Genomic DNA, 21,698 nt, shown 5'->3' on the forward strand with positions numbered 1-21,698 from the left:
GACGGGGCACTGCACCAGCCACGGCGCCCCATAGGGGCGCGGGGAACTGCGCGAACGGCCACCGACGGCCCGCAGTCGACGCGCCACCCCCAGGCCCGGGCGAAGCCCCGCGCCCTAGGAGCCGCGTTGCCCCGCGCGGGCCCTGGCGATGCGGGGGCCCAGGATGCCCACCAGTGCGGCCGGGACGGCCAGGAGGGCGCCGAAGACCACGTCGCCCGCGCCGACCGTGCCGAGCAGGACGCTGTCCGCGACGACGACGGCGCAGGGCGTCAGCAGCAGCCAGCCCGTGGCGAGGAAGCCCGCAGGCGGCCGGCGCGGCACCGTCGTGGCGAACACCGCGACCCCGAGCAGGAGCCAGCAGGCGGCGAGCCGCCACAGCAGCGAGCTGCCGGAGTCGGGCAGCAGGCGGGTGGTGTGGCCGCCGACCGCGACGCTGGTGACGGTGCCCTGCCATATGCGCAGGTCGGCGGGGGCGTGGACGTGTGCCGCCTCGAAGGTCTGCGGGTCGACGCTCAGCCAGGTGGTCTCCCCGCCGTGGCGGATGCGCAGGCGGTGGTCCTCGTGGCACTCCTCTCCGGGGCATCCTCTGATGCCCTTGTCCACGACTTCGCCCGTCACCTGCGCGACGCAGTCGTCCTCGGCATGCGCACCGGCGCACGCGGGCGCCTCGCGGTACGCGACGCGGTCGTGGTACGCCTCCCCCGCCCACGAGGTGGCCCGGACGAGGCCGAGGACGGCGACCGCCAGGACCACCACGCGCAGGCACACCGCAAGCCACCGGCTCATTTCCGGCCCCTCCCCCCTGGTACTGAACAGGCTCAGCCTAAGTACGCACCAGGTCCTGCGCATCGGGGTGGATCGGCATGGTCCCGGCCGTCAGGGGGGCGCCGGAGCCGCCGTGCCGTACGGCGACGATCTCGGCGGCGATGGACAGGGCGGTCTCCTCGGGGGTGCGGGCGCCCAGGTCGAGGCCGATCGGGGAGTGCAGGCGGGCCAGTTCGGCGTCGGTCAGGCCCGCTGCGCGCAGCCGGGCGAGGCGGGTGGCGTGGGTGCGGCGCGAGCCCATCGCGCCGACGTAGGCGATCGGCAGCCGCAGGGCGCGTTCGAGCAGCGGGATGTCGAACTTGGCGTCGTGGGTCAGCACGCACACCACCGTGCGCGCGTCCAGCTGCTGGCGTTCCAGGTAGCGGTGGGGCCAGTCGGCGACCACCTCGTCGGCCTCGGGGAAGCGTGCGGGGGTGGCGAAGACGGGCCGCGCGTCGCACACGGTGACGTGGTGGCCGAGGAACTTGCCGGCGCGCACGAGCGCCGCGGCGAAGTCGATCGCGCCGAAGACGAGCATCCGCGGCGGCGGGACGCGGCACTCGACCAGCAGCCGGACGGTCTCCCCGCAGCGGGCGCCGTCGGCCCCGACCTCGACGAGGCCGGTGCGGCCGGCGTGCAGCAGGGCGCGGGCCTCGCGGACGGCCGTGGCGTCCAGTGCCTCGCCGCCGCCCAGGCCGCCTTCGTACGTGCCGTCCTGTGTGACGAGCACGGCCCGGCCGAGCAGGCCGGGCGGGCCGGTCAGGAGGCGGACCAGTGCCACGCTCGCGCCGTCCGCCGCCGCGCGGACGGCCGCCGTGGTCACCGGGTCGGCGGGCGCGACGAGCACGTCGAGCTCGCCGCCGCAGGTCAGGCCGACGGCGAAGGCGTCCTCGGCGGAGTAGCCGAATCGTTCCAGCACCGGCTGCCGACCCGTCAGGGCCTCGCGGCACAGCTCGTAGACGGCGCCCTCCACGCAGCCGCCGGAGACCGATCCGGCGGCCGTGCCGTCCGCGGCGACGGCCAGGGCCGCGCCCAGCGGGCGGGGGGCACTGCCGCGTACGCCCGCGACCGTGGCCACGGCGAAGTCGCGGCCCTGCGCGCTCCAGCGGGCGAGTTCCTCGGCCAGTTCCAGCACGGTGGTCGCACGCTCCTCACGTGACGCCGAGCCACTGCTCGATGGGGTGCAGGGCGAAGTAGCCGGCGAAGACGGCGGTGAGCACCCACATGAAGGCGCCCGGCTCGCGCCACCTGCCCTGCGCGGCCTTGATGACGGTGTACGCGATGACGCCGCCGCCCACGCCCACGGTGATGGAGTAGGTGAACGGCATGAGGACGGCGGTGAGGAAGACCGGGACGGCGACGGCTCGATCGGCCCAGTCGATGTGCCGGGCGTGGGTCGTCATCATGGCGCCGATGACGACGAGGGCCGCGGCGGCGATCTCGCCCGGCACGATGCGGGTGAGCGGGGTGAGGAACAGGCAGGCCGCGAACAGCAGGCCCGTCACGACCGAGGACAGGCCGGTGCGCGCGCCCTCGCCCACGCCCGTGGCGGACTCGACGAAGACGGTCTGCCCGGAGGCGCCGGCGAGGCCCCCGACGGCCCCGCCGGCGCCGTCGACCAGCAGGGCCCGGCTCAGTCCGGGCATCCGGCCGCGCTCGTCGGCGAGCCCGGCCTCCGTACCGACGCCGATGATGGTGGCCATCGCGTCGAAGAAGCCGGCCAGGACGAGCGTGAAGACGGTCATGGCGACGGTGACGCCGCCCACCTCGGCCCAGCCGCCGAACTCGACGCGGCCCAGGAGGGAGAAGTCGGGCAGCGAGACGGCGCCGCCGTCGAGCGTGGGGGCGCCGTTCTGCCAGGCGCGCGGGCCGGGGTGGAAGACGGCGTCGACGACGACGGCGAGGACGGTGCCGCAGACGATGCCGATGAGGATGGCGCCGGGCACCTCGCGCGCCTGCAGCACGAAGATCAGCAGCAGGGTGACGCAGAACAGCAGGACGGGCCAGCCGGCCAGTTCGCCGGCCGGCCCGAGGGTGACCGGGCCGCCGGCCTTGGCGGCGTGCACGAAGCCGGCCTTCACCAGGCCGACGAGGGCGATGAACATGCCGATGCCGATGGTGATGGCGTGCTTGAGCGCGAGCGGGATGGCGTTCATGACGCGCTCGCGCAGCCCGGTGAGGACCAGCAGCATGATCACCACGCCGTAGACCACGCACAGGCCCATGGTCTGCGGCCAGGTCATGTGCGTGGCGACCTGGGTGGAGACGACGCCGGAGACGCCCAGGCCCGCGGCCAGGGCGAGCGGCACCCGGCCGACGAGGCCCATGAGCAGGGTGGACACCGCGGCGGCGAGGGCGGTGGCGGTGATCAGGGCGGTGCGGGCGAGGGTGTGCCGCTCGGCGTCGGGTCCGGAGAGGATCAGGGGGTTGAGCAGCAGGATGTAGCTCATGGCCATGAAGGTCGTCACGCCGCCGCGCACCTCGCGCGCGGGCGTCGAGCCCCGTTCGCCGATGCGGAAGTACCGGTCGAGCCGGGACCGTCCGGCGGGCGGGCGCGGGCGGGGGCCCGCCCGGTCGGCCAGGCCGTCCGGTTGCACGGGTGCATGGGTCATGGTGCCTGCTCCAGGGATGTCCGGTGGGGGCTGCACGACCCGGCCCGGGGGACGGCCCGAGACGGTGGATGCGGGGGCGGGGGGTTCAGGTGCCGGTGAGGTGCTCCGGTCGCAGGGGTACGCGGGTCAGGGCCAGGCCCGTGGCCTGGCGGACGGCCGCCACGACGGCGGGCGTGGAGGAGAGCGTGGGGGCCTCCCCCACCCCGCGCAGCCCGTAGGGGGCGTGGGTGTCGGCCAGTTCGAGGACGTCGAGGGGGATGGCCGGGGTGTCGAGAATGGTGGGGATGAGGTAGTCGGTGAAGGAGGGATTGCGGACCCTGGCGGTCGCCGGGTCGACGACGATCTCCTCCATGAGGGCCAGGCCCAGGCCCTGGGTGGTGCCGCCCTGGATCTGGCCGGCCACCGACAGCGGGTTGAGGGCCTTGCCGACGTCCTGGGCGCAGGCCAGCTCCACGACCTTGACCAGGCCGAGTTCGGTGTCGACCTCGACGACGGCCCGGTGGGCGGCGAAGGAGTACTGCACGTGCCCGCGGCCCTGGCCGGTGCGCAGGTCGAAGGGCTCGGTGGGGCGGTGGCGCCACTCGACCTCGGCGTCGACGCCCTCCTCGCCCAGGACGTCGGCGAGGGAGGCGAGGACCTCGCCGGCGTCGGTGACGACCTTGCCGTCCTCCAGCAGCAGTTCGGCGGTCTCCCAGGCCGGGTGGTACGTGCCCAGCCGGGCCCGGCCGAGGGCCAGCACCTTCGCGCGGACCTCCTCGCAGGCGCGCTTGACGGCGCCGCCGGTCACGTACGTCTGCCGCGAGGCCGAGGTGGAGCCGGCCGAGCCGATGCGGGTGTCGGCGGGGCGCAGGGTGACGCGGTCGACGCCGAGTTCGGTGCGCACGATCTGCGCGTGGACGGTCACCCCGCCCTGGCCGACCTCGGCCATGGCGGTGTGCACGGTGGCCACCGCCTCGCCGCCGTCGATTTGCAGGTGCACGCGGGCGGTGGAGTAGTCGTCGAAGCCCTCGGAGAAGCCGACGTTCTTGATGCCGACGGCGTAGCCGACGCCGCGGACGACGCCCTCGCCGTGAGTGGTGTTGGACAGCCCGCCGGGCAGGGCCCGCAGGTCGGCGGCGCCGCCGGCGCTCTCCCACTGCCGCTCGGGCGGCAGGGGCATCGCCTTGACGCGGCGCAGGAGTTCGGCGACGGGGGCGGGCGCGTCGACGACCTGGCCGGTGGGCATGACCGAGCCCTGGGACATGGCGTTGCGGCGGCGGAACTCGACCGGGTCCATGCCGAGTTCGGCCGCGAGCCGGTCCATCTGCGCCTCGTAGGCGAAGCACGCCTGGACGGCGCCGAAGCCGCGCATGGCGCCGCAGGGCGGGTTGTTGGTGTAGAGGGCGAGGGCCTCGACGTCGACGTGGGCGACGTCGTAGGGGCCGACGGCCAGGGAGGCGGCGTTGCCGACGACGGCCGGGGAGGAGGAGGCGTAGGCACCGCCGTCGAGGACGATGCGGGCGCGGACGTAGAGCAGCCTGCCGTCGCGGGTGGCGCCGTGCTCGTAGTGCAGGCGGGCGGGGTGGCGGTGGACGTGGCCGAAGAAGGACTCGAAGCGGTTGTAGACCATCTTCACGGGCCGGCCGGTGCGCAGGGCCAGCAGGCAGGCGTGGGCCTGCATGGACAGGTCCTCGCGGCCGCCGAAGGCGCCGCCGACGCCGGAGAGGGTCATGCGGACCTTCTCCTCGGGCAGGCCGAGGACGGGCGCGATCTGGCGGAGGTCGGCGTGCAGCCACTGGGTGGCGATGTACAGGTCGACGCCCCCGTCCGCGGCGGGGACGGCCAGGCCCGACTCGGGGCCGAGGAACGCCTGGTCCTGCATGCCCACCTCGTAGTCGCCGGTGACGACGGCGTCCGCGAGCGCCTCGACGGCCGCGACGTCGCCGCGCACGACCGGCTGGCGGTGGACGACGTTGGGGTGCGGCACATGGCGGGCGTGGGCGTCGGTGCGGCCGGGGTGCAGGACGGGGGCGCCGGGGGCGGTGGCGCTGCGCTCGTCGGTGACGACGGGCAGGGGCTCGTAGTCGACGACGATCTTCGCGGCGGCGCGGCGGGCCGTCTCGGGGTGGTCGGCGGCGACCAGGGCGACGGGCTCGCCGTGGTGGCGCACGACGCCGTCGGCGAGGACCGGGGTGTCGCGGATCTCCAGCCCGTAGCGGGTGGCGGCGGGCAGGTCGGCGCAGGTCATGACGGCGTGGACGCCCGGCGTGGCGAGGGCGGCGGAGACGTCCAGGGAGCGGATGCGGGCGTGGGCGTGGGGGCTGCGCAGGGTCTGACCCCAGAGCATGTCCTCGTGCCACAGGTCGGAGGCGTAGGCGAACTCGCCGGTGACCTTGAGCGTGCCGTCCGGGCGCAGGGTGGACTCGCCGATGCCGCCCCGGGTGCTGCTGCCCCGGGTCGGGCCGGCGGAAGTGGTCTCGCGCATGCTCACGGGGCCTTTCCGGTGCGGGCGGCGGCCAGGCGCACGGCATCGAGGATCTTCTCGTAACCGGTGCAGCGGCAGAGGTTGCCGGAGAGGGCCTCGCGGATGTCGGCGTCGGAGGGGTCGGGGTCGCGGGTCAGCAGGTCGTCGGCGGCGACGAGCAGGCCGGGGGTGCAAAAGCCGCACTGGACGGCGCCGGCGTCGACGAACGCCTGCTGCACGGGGCCGAGTTCGCCCTCGGTCGTGGCGAGGCCCTCGACGGTGACGACGTCGCGGCCCTCGGCCTGGCCGGCCGCCACCAGGCAGGCGCACACGGGCACGCCGTCCAGGCGGACGGTGCACGAGCCGCACTCGCCCTGTTCGCAGGCGTTCTTCGAGCCGGGCAGGCCGAGCCGTTCGCGCAGCACGTACAGCAGGCTCTCGCCCTCCCAGACGTCGTCGGCCTGCCGCTCGCGGCCGTTGACGGTGAACGTCACGCGCACCGTGCCGCCCTCCCTTCGCCCCGCCGGTAGGCGTCCCAGGCCCAGCCGAGCGTGCGGCGGGCCATGACGGCGACGGCGTGCCGGCGGTACGCGGCGCTGCCGCGCACGTCGTCGATCGGGTTGCAGGCGCCGGCCGCGAGATCGGCGAACCGGCGCGCCACCGCCTCCGGCACGGCCGCGCCGGACTCCCACAGACCCTCCTCGGCCAGGGCCGCGGCGAGGAACTCCTCGGCGGCGCGGGCCCGTACGGGCGTGGGCGCCGCCGAGCCGATGCCGGTGCGCACCGTGCGGCGGTCGGGGTGCAGGGCGAGGGCGAACGCGCAGACGGCGATGACCATCGCATTGCGGGTGCCGACCTTGGAGAACTGCTGGGGGCCGGCGGCCTTGCGCACGCGCACGGCCCGCACCAGCTCGTCGGGGGCGAGGGCGTTGCGCTTGACGCCGGTGTAGAACTCCTCGACGGGGATCAGCCGCACCCCCCGCACGGACGCGGCCTCCACCTCGGCGCCCGCGGCGAGCAGCGGCGGGTGGCTGTCGCCGGCCGGGGAGGCGGCGCCGAGGTTGCCGCCGACGCTGCCGCGGTTGCGGATCTGGGGGGAGCCGACGGTACGGGCGGCCAGGGCGAGGCCGGGCAGCGGGTCGGCGAGCTCGTCGATGATCCGCGCGTAGGGGACGGCGGCGCCGAGGCGTACGTACGTCCCTTCGTCCTGCCAGTCGTGGAGCTCGCCGATGCGGCCGAGGTCGAGCAGGTGTGCCGGCCGGCGGTGGTCGAAGTTGATCTCGACCATCACGTCCGTGCCGCCCGCCACCGGCACGGCCGAGGGGTGGGCGGCCTTCGCGGCCAGCGCCTCCTCCCAGCTCGCGGGGCGCAGGAAGTCCATGGGCGGTCTCTTCTCGTGGAGCCGAATGGAGCGGGATGGAGCGGGATGGAGCCGGATGGAGCCACGTGCAGCCAGTACAGCGAGGGCCGGGCGGGCGGGTGCAGTCACCGAAACCATGAAGCGGTTGGCTGGTCGGGCGCAGCGTCTTGTAGATTCGAACGAAAGACGGGGTTCGGAAACCTCACTGCATTCCACTGGTGACAAGAAGACAGATCGGCGGCGACGAGACGATGCGGCTGCGCGCACTCCTGGAGACCGAGGCGCTGGGCCTGAGGCTGCTCGGCGGCGAGGACGAGCTCGACCGCACGGTGCGCGGCGTGATGACCACCGACCTGCGCGACCCCAGCCGGTACCTCTCCGGCGGGGAACTGGTCCTCACGGGCCTGGCCTGGCGGCGCGAGCCCGCGGACTCGGAGCGGTTCGTGCGCATCCTGACCGCCGCCGGGGTGGCCGGGCTCGCCGCGGGCGAGGCGGAGATCGCCTCCACCCCCGACGACCTGATCGAGGCCTGCGACCGCCACCGGCTGCCGCTGTTCTCCGTCGACGAGACGGTGTCCTTCGCCTCCATCACCGAGCACGTCGTGCGGCAGGTCTCCAGCGAGCGGGCCGGGGACCTGGCCGCCGTCGTCGACCGGCACCGCCGGCTGATGACCGGCGGCCCCGCGGGCGGCGGCCCCGAGGTCGTCCTGGACCTGCTCGGCTCCGACCTGGACCTGCGCGCCTGGGTGCTCTCCCCCACCGGACGGCGCATCGCCGGCTCCTCCCTCGCCGACGCCGGCCCCGGCCTGCCGCCGACCGCCGGGGCCGCCCTGGCCGGCGAGCACCTGGCCGCCGCGCGCGGCGGCCGGCCCGGCCCGCACCGGGTGACGGTGGGCGGCACCACCTACTCCCTCTTCCCCATCGCCGGCGACACCCGCCCCGCACCCGCCGACACCCGCGAGACCCTGCTGTCCGACTGGCTGCTGGCCGTCGAGGCCGACGCCGGCGACTGGCCCGAGGAGCGCCTCGACCTGCTGCAGGGCGTCACCCAGCTCATCGCCGTCGAGCGCGAGCGGCGCGACGCCGCCCGCACGGTGCGCCGCCGCCTGGCCCAGGAGGTCCTGGAGCTCGTCCAGGCCGGCGCCGCGCCCGCCGAGATCGCCGCCCGCCTGCGGGTGGCGGCCCCCGTGCTGCTGCCGGGCCTGGGCACGGCCCCGCACTGGCAGGTCGTCGTCGCCCGCGTGGAGTGGGAGGGCGCGGACATCCCCGGCGGCCCCGTGGCCCAGTCCCTGCTGGAGGAGGTCCTGGTCGACCCCGGCACCACCGGGCCGGAGCCGTCCGACCGCATCGCCGTCGCCCACACGGGTGATGAGGCGGTGGCCCTCGTCCCGCTGCCCGCCGTCTCCCCCGTGGCGGCCGACGGCACCCCCGCCACCGGCCTCGACGCCTCCGCCGGCCTGCACGCCGACGCGCTGCTCGCCGCCGTGCGCGACCCGCTCGCCCGCGGCCTGGACGGCGACGGGCGCCTGACCTTCGGCGTCAGCGCCGCCGTGCACTCCGCCGAGGGCCTGCGCGGCGCCCTGGAGGAGGCCCGGCACGCCCGCCGCGTCGCCGCCGCCCGGCCCGGCCGGGTGTGCGCCGCCGGCCACCAGGAGCTGGCCTCCCATGTGCTGCTGCTGCCGTTCGTCCCCGACGACGTGCGCCGCGCCTTCACCGCCCGGCTGCTGGACCCCCTGCGCGACTACGACCGGCGCCACCGGGCGGAGCTCATCCCCACGCTGGAGGCGTTCCTCGACTGCGACGGCTCCTGGACCCGCTGCGCGACCCGGCTGCACCTGCACGTCAACACGCTGCGGTACCGGGTGGGGCGCATCGAGCAGCTGACGGGACGCGACCTGTCCCGCCTGGAGGACAAGCTCGACTTCTTCCTCGCCCTGCGCATGAGCTAGCCACGGCGCTCATCCGACCGGGACCCCCGCTCACATGCGGGGGTCTTCGGTAAGGTGCCCCTGCCCGCTCCGTGGGTTTGTGAATTCCTTCACACCGGACCCTTGGCCGCGCCGGGGTCCGCGTGCTGAGATCGGAGCAGGCTTCCGGCTCGACGGCGCGCTTTGGGGAGGGCACTGTGGCGGAAACCGCCATGCGGAACGCGGGGTTGTCGAAGCAACGAAGGCCGGCGGGCAAAGCGTCCGGAGCAGCACCCGGCCCCCAGGCGGACGAACCCCTCGACCGGGCCGTCTGGCGGCTGCGCTCCCGCGCCTGCTGGCACGACGCCGCCGAACTCCTCACCCCCACCGCCACCACCGACCCGGCCGCCGCCCTGCACCGCACGGCCGTCCTCGTCGAACAGTGCCTCTACACCGCCGACGGCTGGGAACCCGCCGAGGACTCCCTGCGCGCCGCCGAGGCCCTCGCCGCCGGCGACGAGGAACGCGGCGCCGCCGCCTGCGAACGCGGCCACCTCGCCTACGCGGCCACCCTGCTCGGCGTGCGCGACCGGGCCGACGAGGCCCGCTCCGCCCTCGGCCGGGCCGCCGCCCTCCTGCCCCCGGGCTCGCCCACCCGGCCCCTGCTCGACTTCCGGCGCGGCCTGATCGCCCAGCACCTGTCCGACAACCCCTCCGACGCCACCGCCGCCTTCGAACGCGCCCACGCGGGCGCCGCCGCCCACGGCCACCGGCTGCTGCTCTCCGCCACCTGGCGGCACCTGGCGGCCATGGCCGAGCACGACGGACGACACGAACAGGCCCGGCACGGGTTCGCGGAGTCGCTACGGATCAGGGAGGAGCTGGGATACCTGGTGGGGATCGCGCCGGCGCTCGCGTCGCTGGCGGCGGTCACGCAGGACGAGACGGAGGCGCGACGGCTCCGCGAGGAGGCGCGGCGGCTGGTGCGCCTCCTGGGCGGCGTGCCGACGTGGCTGGCGGACCAGCTGGGCGCGGCGGGTGCGCCTGCGGCGGGCTGAGCCCCGGTCCCGCCCTTTCTCCGTTTCCCGGGGCTCCGCCCCGGGCCCCGGCCCGTTCCGGGGGCCCGGGGGCTTGCCCCCGGTTTCGGGAAGGGGCGGGGTGGGGGGTCAGCCGCCCGCAGGGCCGCCGCAGTGGCGCGTCGCCAGGGTCTCGACCGCCGCGAAGTCCTGTGCGGCCAGCGCGTCGAGGAGCTGGACGTGCTCCGCCGCGTCCGCGACCAGCGCCCGGGCCCCCGCCGGGCACTGGGCCCGCCGGTGCACCTCGGCGGCCACCGCCACGAGCTGCCGGTTGCCGGTGAGCTCCAGGACGCCCGCGTGGAAGGCCCGGTCGGCTTCCGCGTACGCGGCCCGGTCGCCGGTCGCCGCCGCTCGTACGCCGGCCTCGGCGAGGGGGCGCAGGTCGTGCCAGCGGCGGGCGGGCACGGTGCGGGCGAGGCGGAGGAGGACGGGCACCTCGAGCAGGGCCCGGACCTCGCCGAGCTCGGCGAGGTCGCGGGGGCTGCGGCTGGTGACGCGGAAGCCGCGGTTGGGCACGACCTCGACGGCGCCTTCGAGGGCCAGCTGCTGCATGGCTTCGCGGACGGGTGTGGCGGAGACGCCGAAGCGTTCGGCGAGGGCGGGGCCGGAGTAGACCTCGCCGGGCGCGAGCTCGCCGGCGACCAGTGCCCTGCGCAGGGCGTCGAGGACCTGGCCGCGCACGGAGTAGCGCTGCGGCATGCGGCGCGGCCCGTAGGCGTACTCGCTCTCGTCGTGCGTGTGCTCCCCCCGTGCGGCCGGCACGTCGGCCCGGGGGCGTGCCAGGGGGCTGCGGGGTCTGCCCTGCTCCATGGGGGTTCCTCCTGTGTTCACCCGGAACCATAGGCGGCCTGTCCCGCAGGTCAAACCCCGGACCCCGCTCACTAAGGCAAGGCTTGCCTATGAACGATCGGTGCCACACCTCGCCCACGCCACCCGATCGAGTGGATTGGCGAGAACACAATTCCCTTACCCGGCCCGCCCGTTCGAATTCTCTCGTCGCTCTCCGTATATCCTTGCCGTCCATTCGCGGGGAGTTGCCGTGAAACCCCTTGGCAGCGAGCGGGATTCCGTCAGGATGGCGCGCGAATCGCCGTACTGCATGCAAGGGAAGCAAGATGAGAGTGACCGACATACCGCTGAATTGGGCGCTCCCCAGTGCCGTTGCGCTCATCGGGGCAGTGGTGGCGGTGACGGTGTACGCGCGCGGCCGGCAGCCCGGCCGGGAGGACACGGCGGCCGGCACGGACTCCTGGGAGCGCAACGAGGAGCGCAGACGCCGCAAGGAGGCCGTCTACGGCATCGCCTCCTACGTCCTTCTCTTCTGCTGCGCCGCGGTCGCGGCGGCCCTCTCCTTCCACGGCCTGGTCGGCTTCGGCCAGCAGAACCTGGGACTGAAGGACGGCTGGGAGTACCTGGTGCCGTTCGGCCTGGACGGCGCCGCGATGTTCTGCTCGGTGCTGGCGGTGCGCGAGGCGAGCCACGGTGACGCGGCCCTCGGCTCGCGCATGCTGGTGTGGACGTTCGCGGGGGCCGCCGCCTGGTTCAACTGGGTGCACGCGCCCAGGGGCCTGGACCACGCGGGGGCGCCGCAGTTCTTCGCCGGCATGTCGCTGTCGGCGGCCGTGCTCTTCGACCGGGCGCTCAAGCAGACCCGCCGGGCCGCGCTGCGCGAGCAGGGACTGGTGCCCCGCCCGCTGCCGCAGATCCGGATAGTGCGATGGCTGCGGGCGCCGCGCGAGACCTTCGGGGCCTGGTCGCTCATGCTCCTGGAGGGCGTGCGCACACTGGACGAGGCCGTGGAGGAGGTCCGCGAGGACAAGCGCCAGCGCGCCCAGCACCGGATGCGCCGCCGGGAGGCGGGCAAGCTGGAGCGGGCCCGGCTCAAGGCGTACGGGCAGCAGTACCGTGTGTGGGGCAGGACGCGTGGCGGCCGGCAGGTCGAGATGACCGGCCCGGCCATGCCGGCGGCCCCGCAACCGGCCCAGATCGGCTCCCAGGCGGGGGCGGAGCCCTCCATAGTCGACGAGGACCACCTTCCGCTACGCCCCCGTTCCCGGCAGCAGGTCGCCGGCAGGTCCGACCCCATCGACCTCACCGCGGAGGACGACACACAGGCCATTCCGCGGCTCGATTCCCTGGAGGCGAAACTCGCGCAGATCGAGCGGCAGTTCGGCTGACGCTCGTCCGCCCTGAGCCGTCGCGTGCGACCGGCTCAGGGCTCTTTCGCGTGCAGCGCCGGGTCGAGGACGAACCAGACGGCCTTGCCGACGGCGTGCCGCCGCACGCCCCAGGCGTCGGCGAGGCAGTCGACGAGCAGCAGCCCCCGCCCGGAGGTGGCGGGCCCGGCCTCGGGTGAGGCGTCCGCCGTCCACGCCGCCGGGCCGGTGACCGCAGCCGGCGGGCGGGAGAGGAAGTCCCGCACGGCGACGTGCAGCCGCCCGCCGGTCAGGCGGGCGGTGAACACGGCGGCGCCGTCGGTGTGCACCAGGGCATTGGTGACGAGCTCGCTGGCCAGCAGCTCGGCCGTCCCGGCCAGTTCGGAGTCGGCCCGGCCGGCGAGCAGGGCGCGCAGCCCGGCGCGCACCTCCCGGACGGCGCCGAGTTCATGGGGGCGCAATCGTCTTTCCCACGACGGCCCGGATTCCTCCCCCGCCCCCTCGGATATCCCCTCTCCCGCGGCTCCTTGCCTGCCCCCGCGCCCGTGCGCGCCCGCCCAGTGTGCAGTCCGCCGCTTCATCCCTCGCCGCCCCGACCCCTCCCCGGCCATCGAACACGTTCACGGCAATGCATGCCCCGTGCCAGGGGAAACAACTCCTGTTGACGCATCAACCGGGTTAATGGGCCGGAATTCACGAGGTGTTCTTCATTCCTCCCAGACGGCGCAGGCGGTGCGGTCGTCGGCGTAGCCCTTGACCCGCAACTGGACGTCGGCGAGGAACTCCGCGAGGCCCGGGGGTTCGGTGCTGCCCGCCCAGCGCTCGGCCAGGCGCACGCCGAGTTCGGCCTCGCCGCGGAAGGGGTCGGCCAGGCCGGCGGTGCACAGCAGCAGCGCGTCGCCGGGGCGGGCGATGGAGGCCCGGAAGCGGAAGGGCTCGCCCGGCACCTCGGCCGGGTCGATGACGGGGGCGGTGCCGGGGGTCTGGATGCCCAGGTCGACGGTGAGGCGGTCGGCGGCGTCGTAGCCGGACAGCGGGTCCGCCCCGGTCGCCACCGGGTCCGCCTCGTGCGGCTCGGGGTCCAGGTCCTGCCAGGCCCCCTCGCGCAGTCGGAACAGCCCGCCCGGGCCGACGCCGAAGAACAGGCGGGTGCGGCAGCGCACGTCGGTGGGCAGCAGCAGGCAGCGCAGGGCCGCGGTGTACTCGGTGGAGGGCAGGCCGAGTTCGGCCGCACGCGTGCGCAGCCGCCCGTAGGTGCGGTCGGTGAGCCGGTGCAGGCCGGCCTTCAGCTCGTCGCGGCGGCCGGCACGGAGGTCCTCGACGAGCCGGGGGTGGCTGCGGCCGACGGCGCCGGCCAGCCACTGGCAGACCTCGCGGGCCGCGCGGTGGGCGCCCTCCGCCGCCCGGGCGCCGCTGGCCGTCGCCACCAGCAGCAGGGCCGCCTCGCCGCTGCCGAACCGGGCGGTCAGCAGGGCGTCGCGGCGCGGTTCGCCGCGGAAACGCGCGGAGTCGCCGCGCAGGGAGGCCGCCCGCAGGGTCATCGTGCCGTAGCGGGCGCCGTCCAGGACGGTGTCGGGGACGAGGTCCTCCAGGGCTCCGGCGTCGGCCTGCGGCCAGCAGGTCGGCTCGGGGTCGTACGTCGGGGGGCGGCGGCCGACGAACTCGGCGGCGCGCAGCCGGGTGCCGTTGCGCGAGCGCAGGACGGGCTCCGGTTCGGGCACCCCGGGCACCCCGCCGGAGCGCAGGCCGGCCGCGGTCGCGGAGACGTCGCGCACGGCCCGTACGTCGAGCACGTCCCGTACGTCGGCCGCCTCCGGCACCTCGGGCACGTCCCGGCCGCCGGGCACCTCGGTCGCCTTGGTCACCTCCGTGGCCTCGGCGATCCGCGCGACCTCGGCCGGCGGCCCGGCGGGCTCCGCCGCGGCGGCGGCCTCACGAGGCGCCGGCAGGGGCGGGGGCGGCGGGGGCGAGACCCGCGTGCGGGGGTCGGGGGGCGGCGGGGCCTCCGGCCGCTCCTCGGCGTCCGCGGGCGGCCCTGCCCCGGGCTCGGGCGGGGCGGGCGGCGGCCGGTGCCGGGAGGCGGCGGGAACGGGCAGGGATCCGTTGCTCGGACCGGCCCAGCGCTTGGTCTGCCGCGGCACCCCGCCGGCCAGGGCGGGCGAGAGCCCGGTGGCGGCCACGGTCGGCGGTGCGGGCGGCTCGTCGGCCGGCCCCCCGCGCCGGGGCCCGGGCCGCGGGGGCCCGCCGCGCTCGGGCGCGGGCCTCCTCGGTTCCGCTCTCGGGCGCAACGGCTCCGGGCCGACCACGGCCGAGGCGGAGGAGAAGCGCTCGTCGAGGCTGTCGCCGCCCGGGCAGCCCCCGGTGTCGGACTCGCTCCGGCCGTACAACTCGCGCCACCAGGCGTCCTCTTGTTCGGCGTGCTGGTCCCCCTGCTGACTCATGCCCTTATTGTCCACACTGCGGGGCATACGGGAAGAGTGCACGGCGAACACCACCCCAGGGATGATGTCCGCACGTCGTGAGGACGATTCCGGGGACGGGGAGGGAAGTCACGTGCTCGATTCGGTGGGTGGGGGTGCCGTCCGGCAGGCGCCGCACGGGGAATGCCCGGTGGCACGGCCTGTACGGGCGGGTGCGGTGGAGGTGGTGACGGGTGCGGACGCGGTCGTCCGGCGGCTGCTGGGACTGCGCTCGAGTGCCGTCAACGAACTGTGCGCCATGGTGACCGATGGACGCAGCATGTTGACGGACGAGCCGACGGGAGGGGGAGGTGGCCCGGTGCCCCGGCGGATCGTGGTGGACGCCACGGCGGTGCACGTGCCGCAGGACGCCGGGCGGTTGCGGGTCGTCGACCGGGTACCGGCGGAGGTGGTCATAGCCGACCGCAGTGCCGCGCTGGTGCGGCTGGCCACCGGGGACGCGGCCGCGGCCGCGCTGTTCGTGCGCGGCGGTCCCCTGCTGGACCGGCTCGTCGGCCTGTTCGAGGACGCCTGGCGGGCCGGGCGGCCGCCGCGCGCGGACGACGCCCACGACCGGCCCGTCGTCCCCGGCCCCACGGACCTCGCCGTGCTGGGGCTGCTGCTGGAGGGGCTGACGGACGCGAGCGTCGCCAAACAGCTGGGGCTGGGCCTGCGCACCGTGCAGCGGCGCGTGAAGCGGCTGATGGAACTGGCGGGCGTGACCACCCGCCTGCAACTGGGCTGGTACGCCGCCGAACGCGGCTGGGCCGTCCGCCCCGGCCGGGGACCGGCCGAGCGGTCCGGGCCGCCGGCGTAGGCCGTCAGGGCGCCGCTCCCGGCGGCGTGCGAGGGCCGGCGCCCCGTAGGGGGCGCGGGGCAGTGTCGACCTGCGGCTGCCGCCGCGTGGGCGGGTGCGGCACGGCAGTCCATCTGCGGGCGCGTTGTGGCTGGTCGCGCAGTTCCCCGCGCCCCTACCGGGCGGGCCGGTGAGCGGCAATGGTCATGCAGTGCCGCCCCCGTAGGGGCGCTAGGCAGTGTCGATCTGCGGCTGCCGCCGCGTGGGCGCGATCGACCACCGACGGCCCGCAACCGACGTGCCACCCCGGGGCCCGGGCGCAGCACGGCAACTCCGTCTGCGGGCGCGTCGTGGCTCGTCGCGCAGTTCCCCGCGCCCCTACCGGGCGCGCCGGTGAGCGGCAACGGGCCGACGGACCTGTCAACTAGGGCGTGCAGCGCCCCGCAGGGGCGCGGGGAACTGCGCGACAAGCCACTGACGGCCCGCGGCCGACGCACCAGCCCTGGCGCCCCTTACGGGGCGCCGTGGTGCCACAGGTGGTGCAGGGCGTACGAGCGCCAGGGGCGCCAGGCGTCCGCGTCGGCGGGGCCGGCACCGAGGGCGGCGAGCCCACGGCGGGCTCCGGCATCGGCGGACAGGAAGACGTCGGGGTCGCCGAGGGCGCGCATGCGCACGTACCCGGCCGTCCACTCCCCGACGCCCGGCAGGGCGAGCAGGGCGCGCGTGGTCTCCTCCCGGTCGGCGCCGGGGTCCGGCCGGACGGCGCCGTCGGCCAGCGCGGCGGCCAGGGCGCGCAGGGTGTCCCGGCGCCGCTCGGGCATGCCCGTCTCCTCCAGAGGGGCCCCGGCCAGCACGCCGGGCTCGGGGAACAGATGGGTCAGGCCGCCGTCGGGCGCGGCCAGGGGCTTGCCGTAGGCGGCGACCAGCGCGGCGGCGACACCGACCTGCCGGCCGAGGACGGCGCGCACGGCCAGCTCGGCGCCGTCCGCGGCGCCGGGCGAGCGCAGCCCGGGCCGGGCCGTGACCAGGGGCCGCAGCCGCGGGTCGGCGCCGAGGTGCTCGGCGACGGCGTACGGGTCGGCGTCGAGGTCGAACAGGCGGCGTACGCGCTGCACGGCGGCCGACAGGTCGCGCGGATCGGTCAGGCGCAACCGGCACGCGAGCCAGTTGCCGGCCTCCCGGTCGGGGACGGGCTCGGCGACCTCGGCGATGCCGGTGCCGTACGGCAGCAGCAGGGTACGGCGGTAGGTGCGCCCGCCGGGCGGGCCGAGCACCTCCTCCACACCGGGAACGGCCCGGCGGGCCAGGAAGCCGAAGACCTGGCCGGCGGCGTAGGGGCCGCGATGGGCGAGCCGCAGCGGGATGCCGGCGGCCGCCGCGCCGTCGGGGGCGTGCCGGTGGGCGGGGGCGGCGCGCAGCTCGCTGGGCGTACGGTCGTACACGGCCCGGACGGTGTCGTTGAACTGCCGTACGCTCGCGAAGCCGGCCGCGAAGGCGATCTCGGTGATGGGCATACCGGTGGTCTGCAGCAGGATGCGCGCGGTGTGGGCGCGCTGGGCGCGGGCGAGGGCGACGGGGCCGGCACCCAGTTCCTCGGTGAGCCGCCGGTGGACCTGGCGGGAGCTGTAGCCCAGGCGGGCGGCAAGACCCGCCACGCCCTCGCGGTCGACGACGCCGTCACCGATCAGACGCATGGCCCGGCCGGCGAGGTCGGCGCGGACGTTCCACGCGGCGGAGCCGGGGGCGGCGTCCGGCCGGCAGCGCCGGCAGGCGCGGAAACCGGCCTGCTGGGCGGCGGCCGCCGAGGGGTAGAAGCGCACGTTGGCACGCTTGGGCGTCACGGCCGGGCAGCTCGGACGGCAGTAGATGCCGGTGCTCGTCACTCCGAAGAAGAACTCTCCGTCGAAGCGGGCGTCCCGGCTGCGGACCGCTTGGTAGCGGGTGTCGTCGAGCGGTGGTGCGGCGGCCGTCATGCATACCAGTCTGCGCCACCGGCGCCCACGACACTGGCGGAAATCGGACACGGCCCTCGCCCCGAGGGACGAGGGCCGTGTCCGCTGGCTGCGGCTGCCGCCGCGGGTGGTGCGTCGGCTGCGGGCCGTCGGTGGCCGATCGCGCAGTTCCCCGCGCCCCTTCGGGGCGCTAGTGGGCGGCGCCTCGTTTGCGCTCGTACATCATGCGGCCCTCGGCCTGCTTGCGCTTCCACTCGCGGCGGATCTCCGCCCGCAGCCGGGCGTCCGTGCGGGAGGTGATCCACGCGTTCTCGCGCAGCAGCTTGTGGTAGCTGTCCAGGCGGCGCTGCGGGAGCTCGCCGGCCTCGACCGCGGCCAGTACCGCGCAGCCCGGCTCGGCGCCGTGGGCGCAGTCCTGGAAGCGGCAGCGGTCGGCCAGCCGCTCGATCTCGGTGAAGGTCCGGGTGACACCGCCCTCGGCGTCCCACAGGCCCACCCCGCGCAGTCCGGGGGTGTCGATGAGGACGCCCCCGCCGGGCAGGACCAGCAGGTTGCGGGTGGTGGTGGTGTGCCGGCCCTTGCCGTCGCGGTCGCGCACGGTCTGCACCGTCTGGACCTCGGCGCCCAGCAGTGCATTGGCGAGGGTGGACTTGCCGGCGCCGGACTGGCCGAGCAGCACCGAGGTGCGGCCGGCGAGCACGGCGGCCAGGACGTCGACGCCCTCGCCGGTCTCGGCGCTGACGGCCAGCACCTGCACGCCGGGCGCGGCGGTCTCGGTGTCGGCGATCAGATGCGCGAGGACGACCGGGTCGGGGACGAGGTCGGCCTTGCTGAGCACGACGAGCGGCTCCGCGCCGCTCTCCCAGGCCAGGGTGAGGAACCGCTCCACCCGGCCGAGGTCGAGCTCGGCGGCGAGGGAGACGGCCACCACGGCGGCATCGATGTTGGCGGCCAGGATCTGGCCCTTGGAGTGCTTGGAGGAAGCGGACCGTACGAAGGCGGTGCGCCGCGGCAGCAGGGCGCGGACGAAGCCGCCGGCGAGGTCGACGGCGGCCCAGTCGCCGGTGCACATGATGGCCACCGGGTCGCCGGTGGCGACCAGGGAGGTGTCGGCCAGCACCGTGCGGACGCCGTCGCCGTCGGCGACGACGAGGTCGCAGCGGCCGCGGTCGACGCGCACGATCCGCCCGGGCACCAGGCCCTCGGCGGTGTGGGCGGCGAAGTCGTCAGCGAAGCGCGCGTCCCAGCCGTAGGGGGCGAGCGGGTGGGCGGCGGTGAGCTCGGACAAGGTGGTGGTCCTTATCGAAGGAGGGGGAATGGATCTGCTTCTGAGTGCGGGCAGGGCCCGTGACAACGGCAGCCATTGCGTACTCACCTCCTGTTGGAGCTCGGTCGGTCACCCGGATCGTAGGGCGCGGGTGCCGCCGGCCGCGAAGGGTTTTTTCGTCCTCCCTCTCAGCTCTTGCGGTGGGGCTTGGCGTGCTTGGGCCCGTTCTCGGGCTTGTGGAGCCGGGAGCGGACGTCCTCCGGGGGCAGGAACTGGGCCCAGCGCTCGGGGAACTCCGAGGGCGGCTCGCGGTCCTGGCCCATCACGCCGTCCTCGGGCTCCTCGAAGGGGTCGTCGTCGATCTCGTGCACCAGCGCGACGGCGGCCCGCTCGGCGGCCACGCGGGCCGCGGCGGCCGCGCGCAGCCTGTCGACCTCGGCGCGGGCGGCCGCGGTGGTGACGGAGGGCCACACGCGGTCCAGGGCCGCGTTGACGGCGGCGCCGACGAGCACCGCGAACGCCGAGACGCCGATCCACAGCAGGACGGCGACGGGCGCGGCCAGCGAGCCGTAGATGGTGACGCGTTCGACGGTGTGGGTGAGGTAGATGCGCAGCAGGAAGCTGCCGAGCACCCACATGGTCAGGGCGACGAACGCCCCGGGGATGTCCTCGGCCCACGGTGAACGCACCGGCACGGACACGTGGTAGAGGGTGGTCAGGAAGGCGACCGACAGCACGAGGACCACCGGCCAGTACAGGAAGCGGACGACGTCCGCGCTCCAGGGCACGAGGTGGACGACCGTCTCCGGCCCCACCACCATCAGCGGCAGCGCGACGGCCCCGACGACGAGGGCGACGAGGTAGAGCAGGAAGGCCAGCAGCCGGGTGCGGATGATGCCGCGCTTGCCCTCCAGCCCGTACATGATCGTGATGGTGTCGACGAAGACGTTGACCGCCCGCGAGCCGGACCACAGGGCGATGGCGAAGCCCACCGACATGATCTCCGGCCGGCCGATCTTGATGACCTCGCTGACCAGCGGCTCGGCGATCTGCCGGGTGCCCTTCTCCGAGAGCACGGCGGCCGAGGCCGTCAGGATGTTCTCCTGGATGCCCGGGATCGTGCGGGTGCCCGTCCAGTCGTCCAGGTACTGCAGCAGGCCGATCAGGCCGAGGAAGAGCGGCGGCAGCGACAGCAGGGTGAAGAAGGCCGCCTCCGCGGCCAGTCCGGTGACCCGGTGTTCCATGCAGGAGTTGACCGTGTCCTTCAGGAGCAGCCAGGCCATCCTGCGTTTGGAGACGTTCCGGTACAGGGCCCGGGCCCTGTGGAGCCGGCCGGGCCGGCCCGAATGTTCTTTTGCTGCCTGCACGCGCTAACCGTATCCGCCGCGGGCACCTCGCTTCACCCGGCGGACCGGGCGCGGGAGGGGGTACGGCGGCGCAGGTGGAGGGGCCGCGGAGGGTGATGCTGCGCCGACTCGGCACCACCCTCCGGCCGCTCACCGTCACCTTCCGCCCTGGGGCGGACCGCCCGCAATGGTTGCACGGCGTTGCAATATCGCCGATGCACCGGCGTGGCAGGGTCCCCGACGGGCACCATTGCAGCGTGAAGCGCATACCAATCGATGCGGGGCAGCTGCCCGCCGTGTGGGAGGCGACGCTCGCCGGCCAGGCGCCGCCCGCACGCCCGCGTCCGTTGATCGGCGAGTCGTGGCACCGCGTGCGCCGGCACGGCGTCGACCCCGAGACCGGCCGGCCCGCCGTGCCGATCGGGCCCGACGAGATCGAGCACCGCCGCCACACCTCCCAGCTGGCCGGGCTGCTGCCGCAGGTGCGCGAGGGCCTGCGCGAGACGGTGGACGCCGTCCATCACCTGATCGTGGTCGCCGACGCCGACGGACGGCTGCTGTGGCGCGAGGGCACCGCGGGAGTACGCCGCAGCGCCGACCGGCTGGGCTTCGAAGTGGGCGCCGCCTGGACGGAGGAACAGGTCGGCACCAACGGCATCGGGCTCGCCCTCGTCGAGCGCCGCCCCGTCCAGGTGCACTCCGCCGAGCACTACGTGCGCAGCCACCACTCCTGGACCTGCGCCGCCGCCCCCCTGCACGACCCGCGCGACGGGCGGCTGCTGGGCGTGCTCAACGTCAGCGGACCCGCCCCCGCCTTCAACCCCGCCACCCTCGCCCTGGTGACGGCCGTCGCCAAAGTGGCCGAGGCGGAGCTGCGCACCCGGCACTGGGAGTCCGTCGACCGGCTGCGCTCGGTCGCGGCCCCCATGCTCGCCCGGCTCGGCGGACGGGCCCTGGCCGTCGACCGTGACGGCTGGACGGCGGCGGTCAGCGGCATGCCGCCGGTCGGGCGGGTCGTGCTGCCGCGCGAGGTACGCCCCGGGCCCGCGTGGTTGCCCACCCTCGGCCCCTGCTCCGTCGAACCCCTGCCCGACGGCTGGCTGCTGCGGCTCGACGAGGCCCGCGACGCGGACGCGCCGGCCGGCCGCGTCGTGCTCGACCTGCGCCTCGCCCGCTGCTGGACGGTCACCGTCTCCGGCCCGTCCGGCCACTGGTCCCACGAGCTCAGCCCGCGCCACGCGGAGCTGCTGTACCTGCTGGCACGGCACCCCGCGGGACGCACGGCGGCGGAGCTCGCGGCGGACCTGTTCGGCGACGCGAGCCGGACGGTGACGGTGCGGGCGGAACTGTCGCGGTTGCGGCGCACGCTGGGGGGTGTGCTGGGGCATCGGCCGTACCGGTTCGCGGACGGGCTGGAGGTGGAGCTGCGGCTGCCGCCGGATCCGGCGGATCTGTTACCGGCGTCGACGGCCCCGGCGGTGGTTGCGGCACGGCGCGCGTAGCGCCTGCGGCGAGCCGAT

At 75.6% G+C, this 21,698-nt stretch carries 17 protein-coding genes; 5 read left to right on the forward strand and 12 right to left on the reverse strand.

Annotated features, from left to right (window positions below):
- Window positions 1-114: 114 nt before the first annotated feature.
- From AC27L3_RS29010 to AC27L3_RS29035, 6 genes are all read right to left on the reverse strand, one after another.
- On the reverse strand, window positions 115-786 hold the full coding sequence (locus AC27L3_RS29010) for a hypothetical protein (protein ID WP_487237034.1): 672 nt from the start codon (window positions 784-786) through the stop codon (window positions 115-117).
- A 37-nt stretch (window positions 787-823) separates the two neighbouring features.
- Window positions 824-1,939, reverse strand: coding sequence for an XdhC family protein (locus AC27L3_RS29015; RefSeq protein ID WP_487237035.1), 1,116 nt, complete (start codon window positions 1,937-1,939; stop codon window positions 824-826).
- A 16-nt stretch (window positions 1,940-1,955) separates the two neighbouring features.
- Window positions 1,956-3,416 carry an NCS2 family permease gene (locus AC27L3_RS29020; RefSeq protein WP_487237036.1) on the reverse strand — a complete coding sequence of 487 codons (1,461 nt, stop codon included), beginning with the start codon at window positions 3,414-3,416 and terminating at the stop codon, window positions 1,956-1,958.
- A gap of 85 nt (window positions 3,417-3,501) precedes the next feature.
- Window positions 3,502-5,880, reverse strand: coding sequence for a xanthine dehydrogenase subunit D (gene pucD, locus AC27L3_RS29025; protein WP_487237037.1), 2,379 nt, complete (start codon window positions 5,878-5,880; stop codon window positions 3,502-3,504).
- Window positions 5,881-5,882: 2 nt separating this feature from the next.
- Window positions 5,883-6,359: a (2Fe-2S)-binding protein gene (locus tag AC27L3_RS29030; protein WP_487237038.1), complete on the reverse strand. Its 477-nt coding sequence runs from the start codon at window positions 6,357-6,359 to the stop codon at window positions 5,883-5,885.
- Window positions 6,350-7,240, reverse strand: a complete 891-nt coding sequence (locus tag AC27L3_RS29035; RefSeq protein ID WP_487237039.1) for an FAD binding domain-containing protein — start codon at window positions 7,238-7,240, stop codon at window positions 6,350-6,352. Before AC27L3_RS29035 ends, AC27L3_RS29030 begins: the two co-directional genes overlap by 10 nt.
- Window positions 7,241-7,470: 230 nt before the next feature.
- Between AC27L3_RS29035 and AC27L3_RS29040 the strand changes: the two genes are divergently transcribed.
- A complete protein-coding gene (locus tag AC27L3_RS29040; RefSeq protein ID WP_487237049.1) occupies window positions 7,471-9,168 on the forward strand; it encodes a PucR family transcriptional regulator in 1,698 nt (565 codons plus the stop codon).
- 191 nt (window positions 9,169-9,359) lie between these two features.
- A complete protein-coding gene (locus AC27L3_RS29045; RefSeq protein ID WP_487237050.1) occupies window positions 9,360-10,184 on the forward strand; it encodes a hypothetical protein in 825 nt (274 codons plus the stop codon).
- 108 nt (window positions 10,185-10,292) lie between these two features.
- On the opposite strand, the gene AC27L3_RS29050 is transcribed toward AC27L3_RS29045, so the two are convergent.
- A complete protein-coding gene (locus AC27L3_RS29050; RefSeq protein WP_487237040.1) occupies window positions 10,293-11,012 on the reverse strand; it encodes a GntR family transcriptional regulator in 720 nt (239 codons plus the stop codon).
- A 305-nt stretch (window positions 11,013-11,317) separates the two neighbouring features.
- Here AC27L3_RS29050 and AC27L3_RS29055 point away from each other — a divergent pair, with 305 nt between their 5' ends.
- Window positions 11,318-12,379: a DUF2637 domain-containing protein gene (locus AC27L3_RS29055; RefSeq protein WP_487237041.1), complete on the forward strand. Its 1,062-nt coding sequence runs from the start codon at window positions 11,318-11,320 to the stop codon at window positions 12,377-12,379.
- A 35-nt stretch (window positions 12,380-12,414) separates the two neighbouring features.
- On the opposite strand, the gene AC27L3_RS29060 is transcribed toward AC27L3_RS29055, so the two are convergent.
- Together AC27L3_RS29060 and AC27L3_RS29065 are read right to left on the reverse strand one after the other, a co-directional pair.
- Window positions 12,415-12,819, reverse strand: coding sequence for an ATP-binding protein (locus AC27L3_RS29060; RefSeq protein ID WP_487237042.1), 405 nt, complete (start codon window positions 12,817-12,819; stop codon window positions 12,415-12,417).
- 246 nt (window positions 12,820-13,065) lie between these two features.
- Window positions 13,066-14,799 (reverse strand): protein phosphatase 2C domain-containing protein, encoded by a 1,734-nt coding sequence (locus tag AC27L3_RS29065; RefSeq protein ID WP_487237043.1) that lies wholly within the window; start codon window positions 14,797-14,799, stop codon window positions 13,066-13,068.
- Between the two features lie 169 nt (window positions 14,800-14,968).
- Between AC27L3_RS29065 and AC27L3_RS29070 the strand changes: the two genes are divergently transcribed.
- Window positions 14,969-15,634: a helix-turn-helix transcriptional regulator gene (locus tag AC27L3_RS29070; RefSeq protein WP_487237044.1), complete on the forward strand. Its 666-nt coding sequence runs from the start codon at window positions 14,969-14,971 to the stop codon at window positions 15,632-15,634.
- Between the two features lie 491 nt (window positions 15,635-16,125).
- Here the strand turns inward: AC27L3_RS29070 and AC27L3_RS29075 are convergent, their stop codons facing one another.
- The 3 genes from AC27L3_RS29075 to AC27L3_RS29085 all read right to left on the reverse strand — a co-directional run bounded on the left by AC27L3_RS29075 (window position 16,126) and on the right by AC27L3_RS29085 (window position 20,115).
- Complete coding sequence (locus AC27L3_RS29075) at window positions 16,126-17,586, reverse strand: DNA-3-methyladenine glycosylase 2 family protein (RefSeq protein WP_487237045.1); 1,461 nt, start codon at window positions 17,584-17,586, stop codon at window positions 16,126-16,128.
- A gap of 169 nt (window positions 17,587-17,755) precedes the next feature.
- A complete protein-coding gene (gene rsgA, locus AC27L3_RS29080; RefSeq protein ID WP_487237046.1) occupies window positions 17,756-18,853 on the reverse strand; it encodes a ribosome small subunit-dependent GTPase A in 1,098 nt (365 codons plus the stop codon).
- Between the two features lie 167 nt (window positions 18,854-19,020).
- Window positions 19,021-20,115, reverse strand: coding sequence for a YihY/virulence factor BrkB family protein (locus tag AC27L3_RS29085; RefSeq protein ID WP_487237047.1), 1,095 nt, complete (start codon window positions 20,113-20,115; stop codon window positions 19,021-19,023).
- Window positions 20,116-20,435: 320 nt separating this feature from the next.
- Between AC27L3_RS29085 and AC27L3_RS29090 the strand changes: the two genes are divergently transcribed.
- Entirely contained in the window at window positions 20,436-21,680 is a 1,245-nt protein-coding gene (locus tag AC27L3_RS29090) for a helix-turn-helix domain-containing protein (RefSeq protein WP_487237048.1), read from the forward strand.
- The last annotated feature ends 18 nt before the right edge of the window (window positions 21,681-21,698 follow it).

It is taken from the genome of Streptomyces sp. PKA51 (assembly GCF_057552455.1).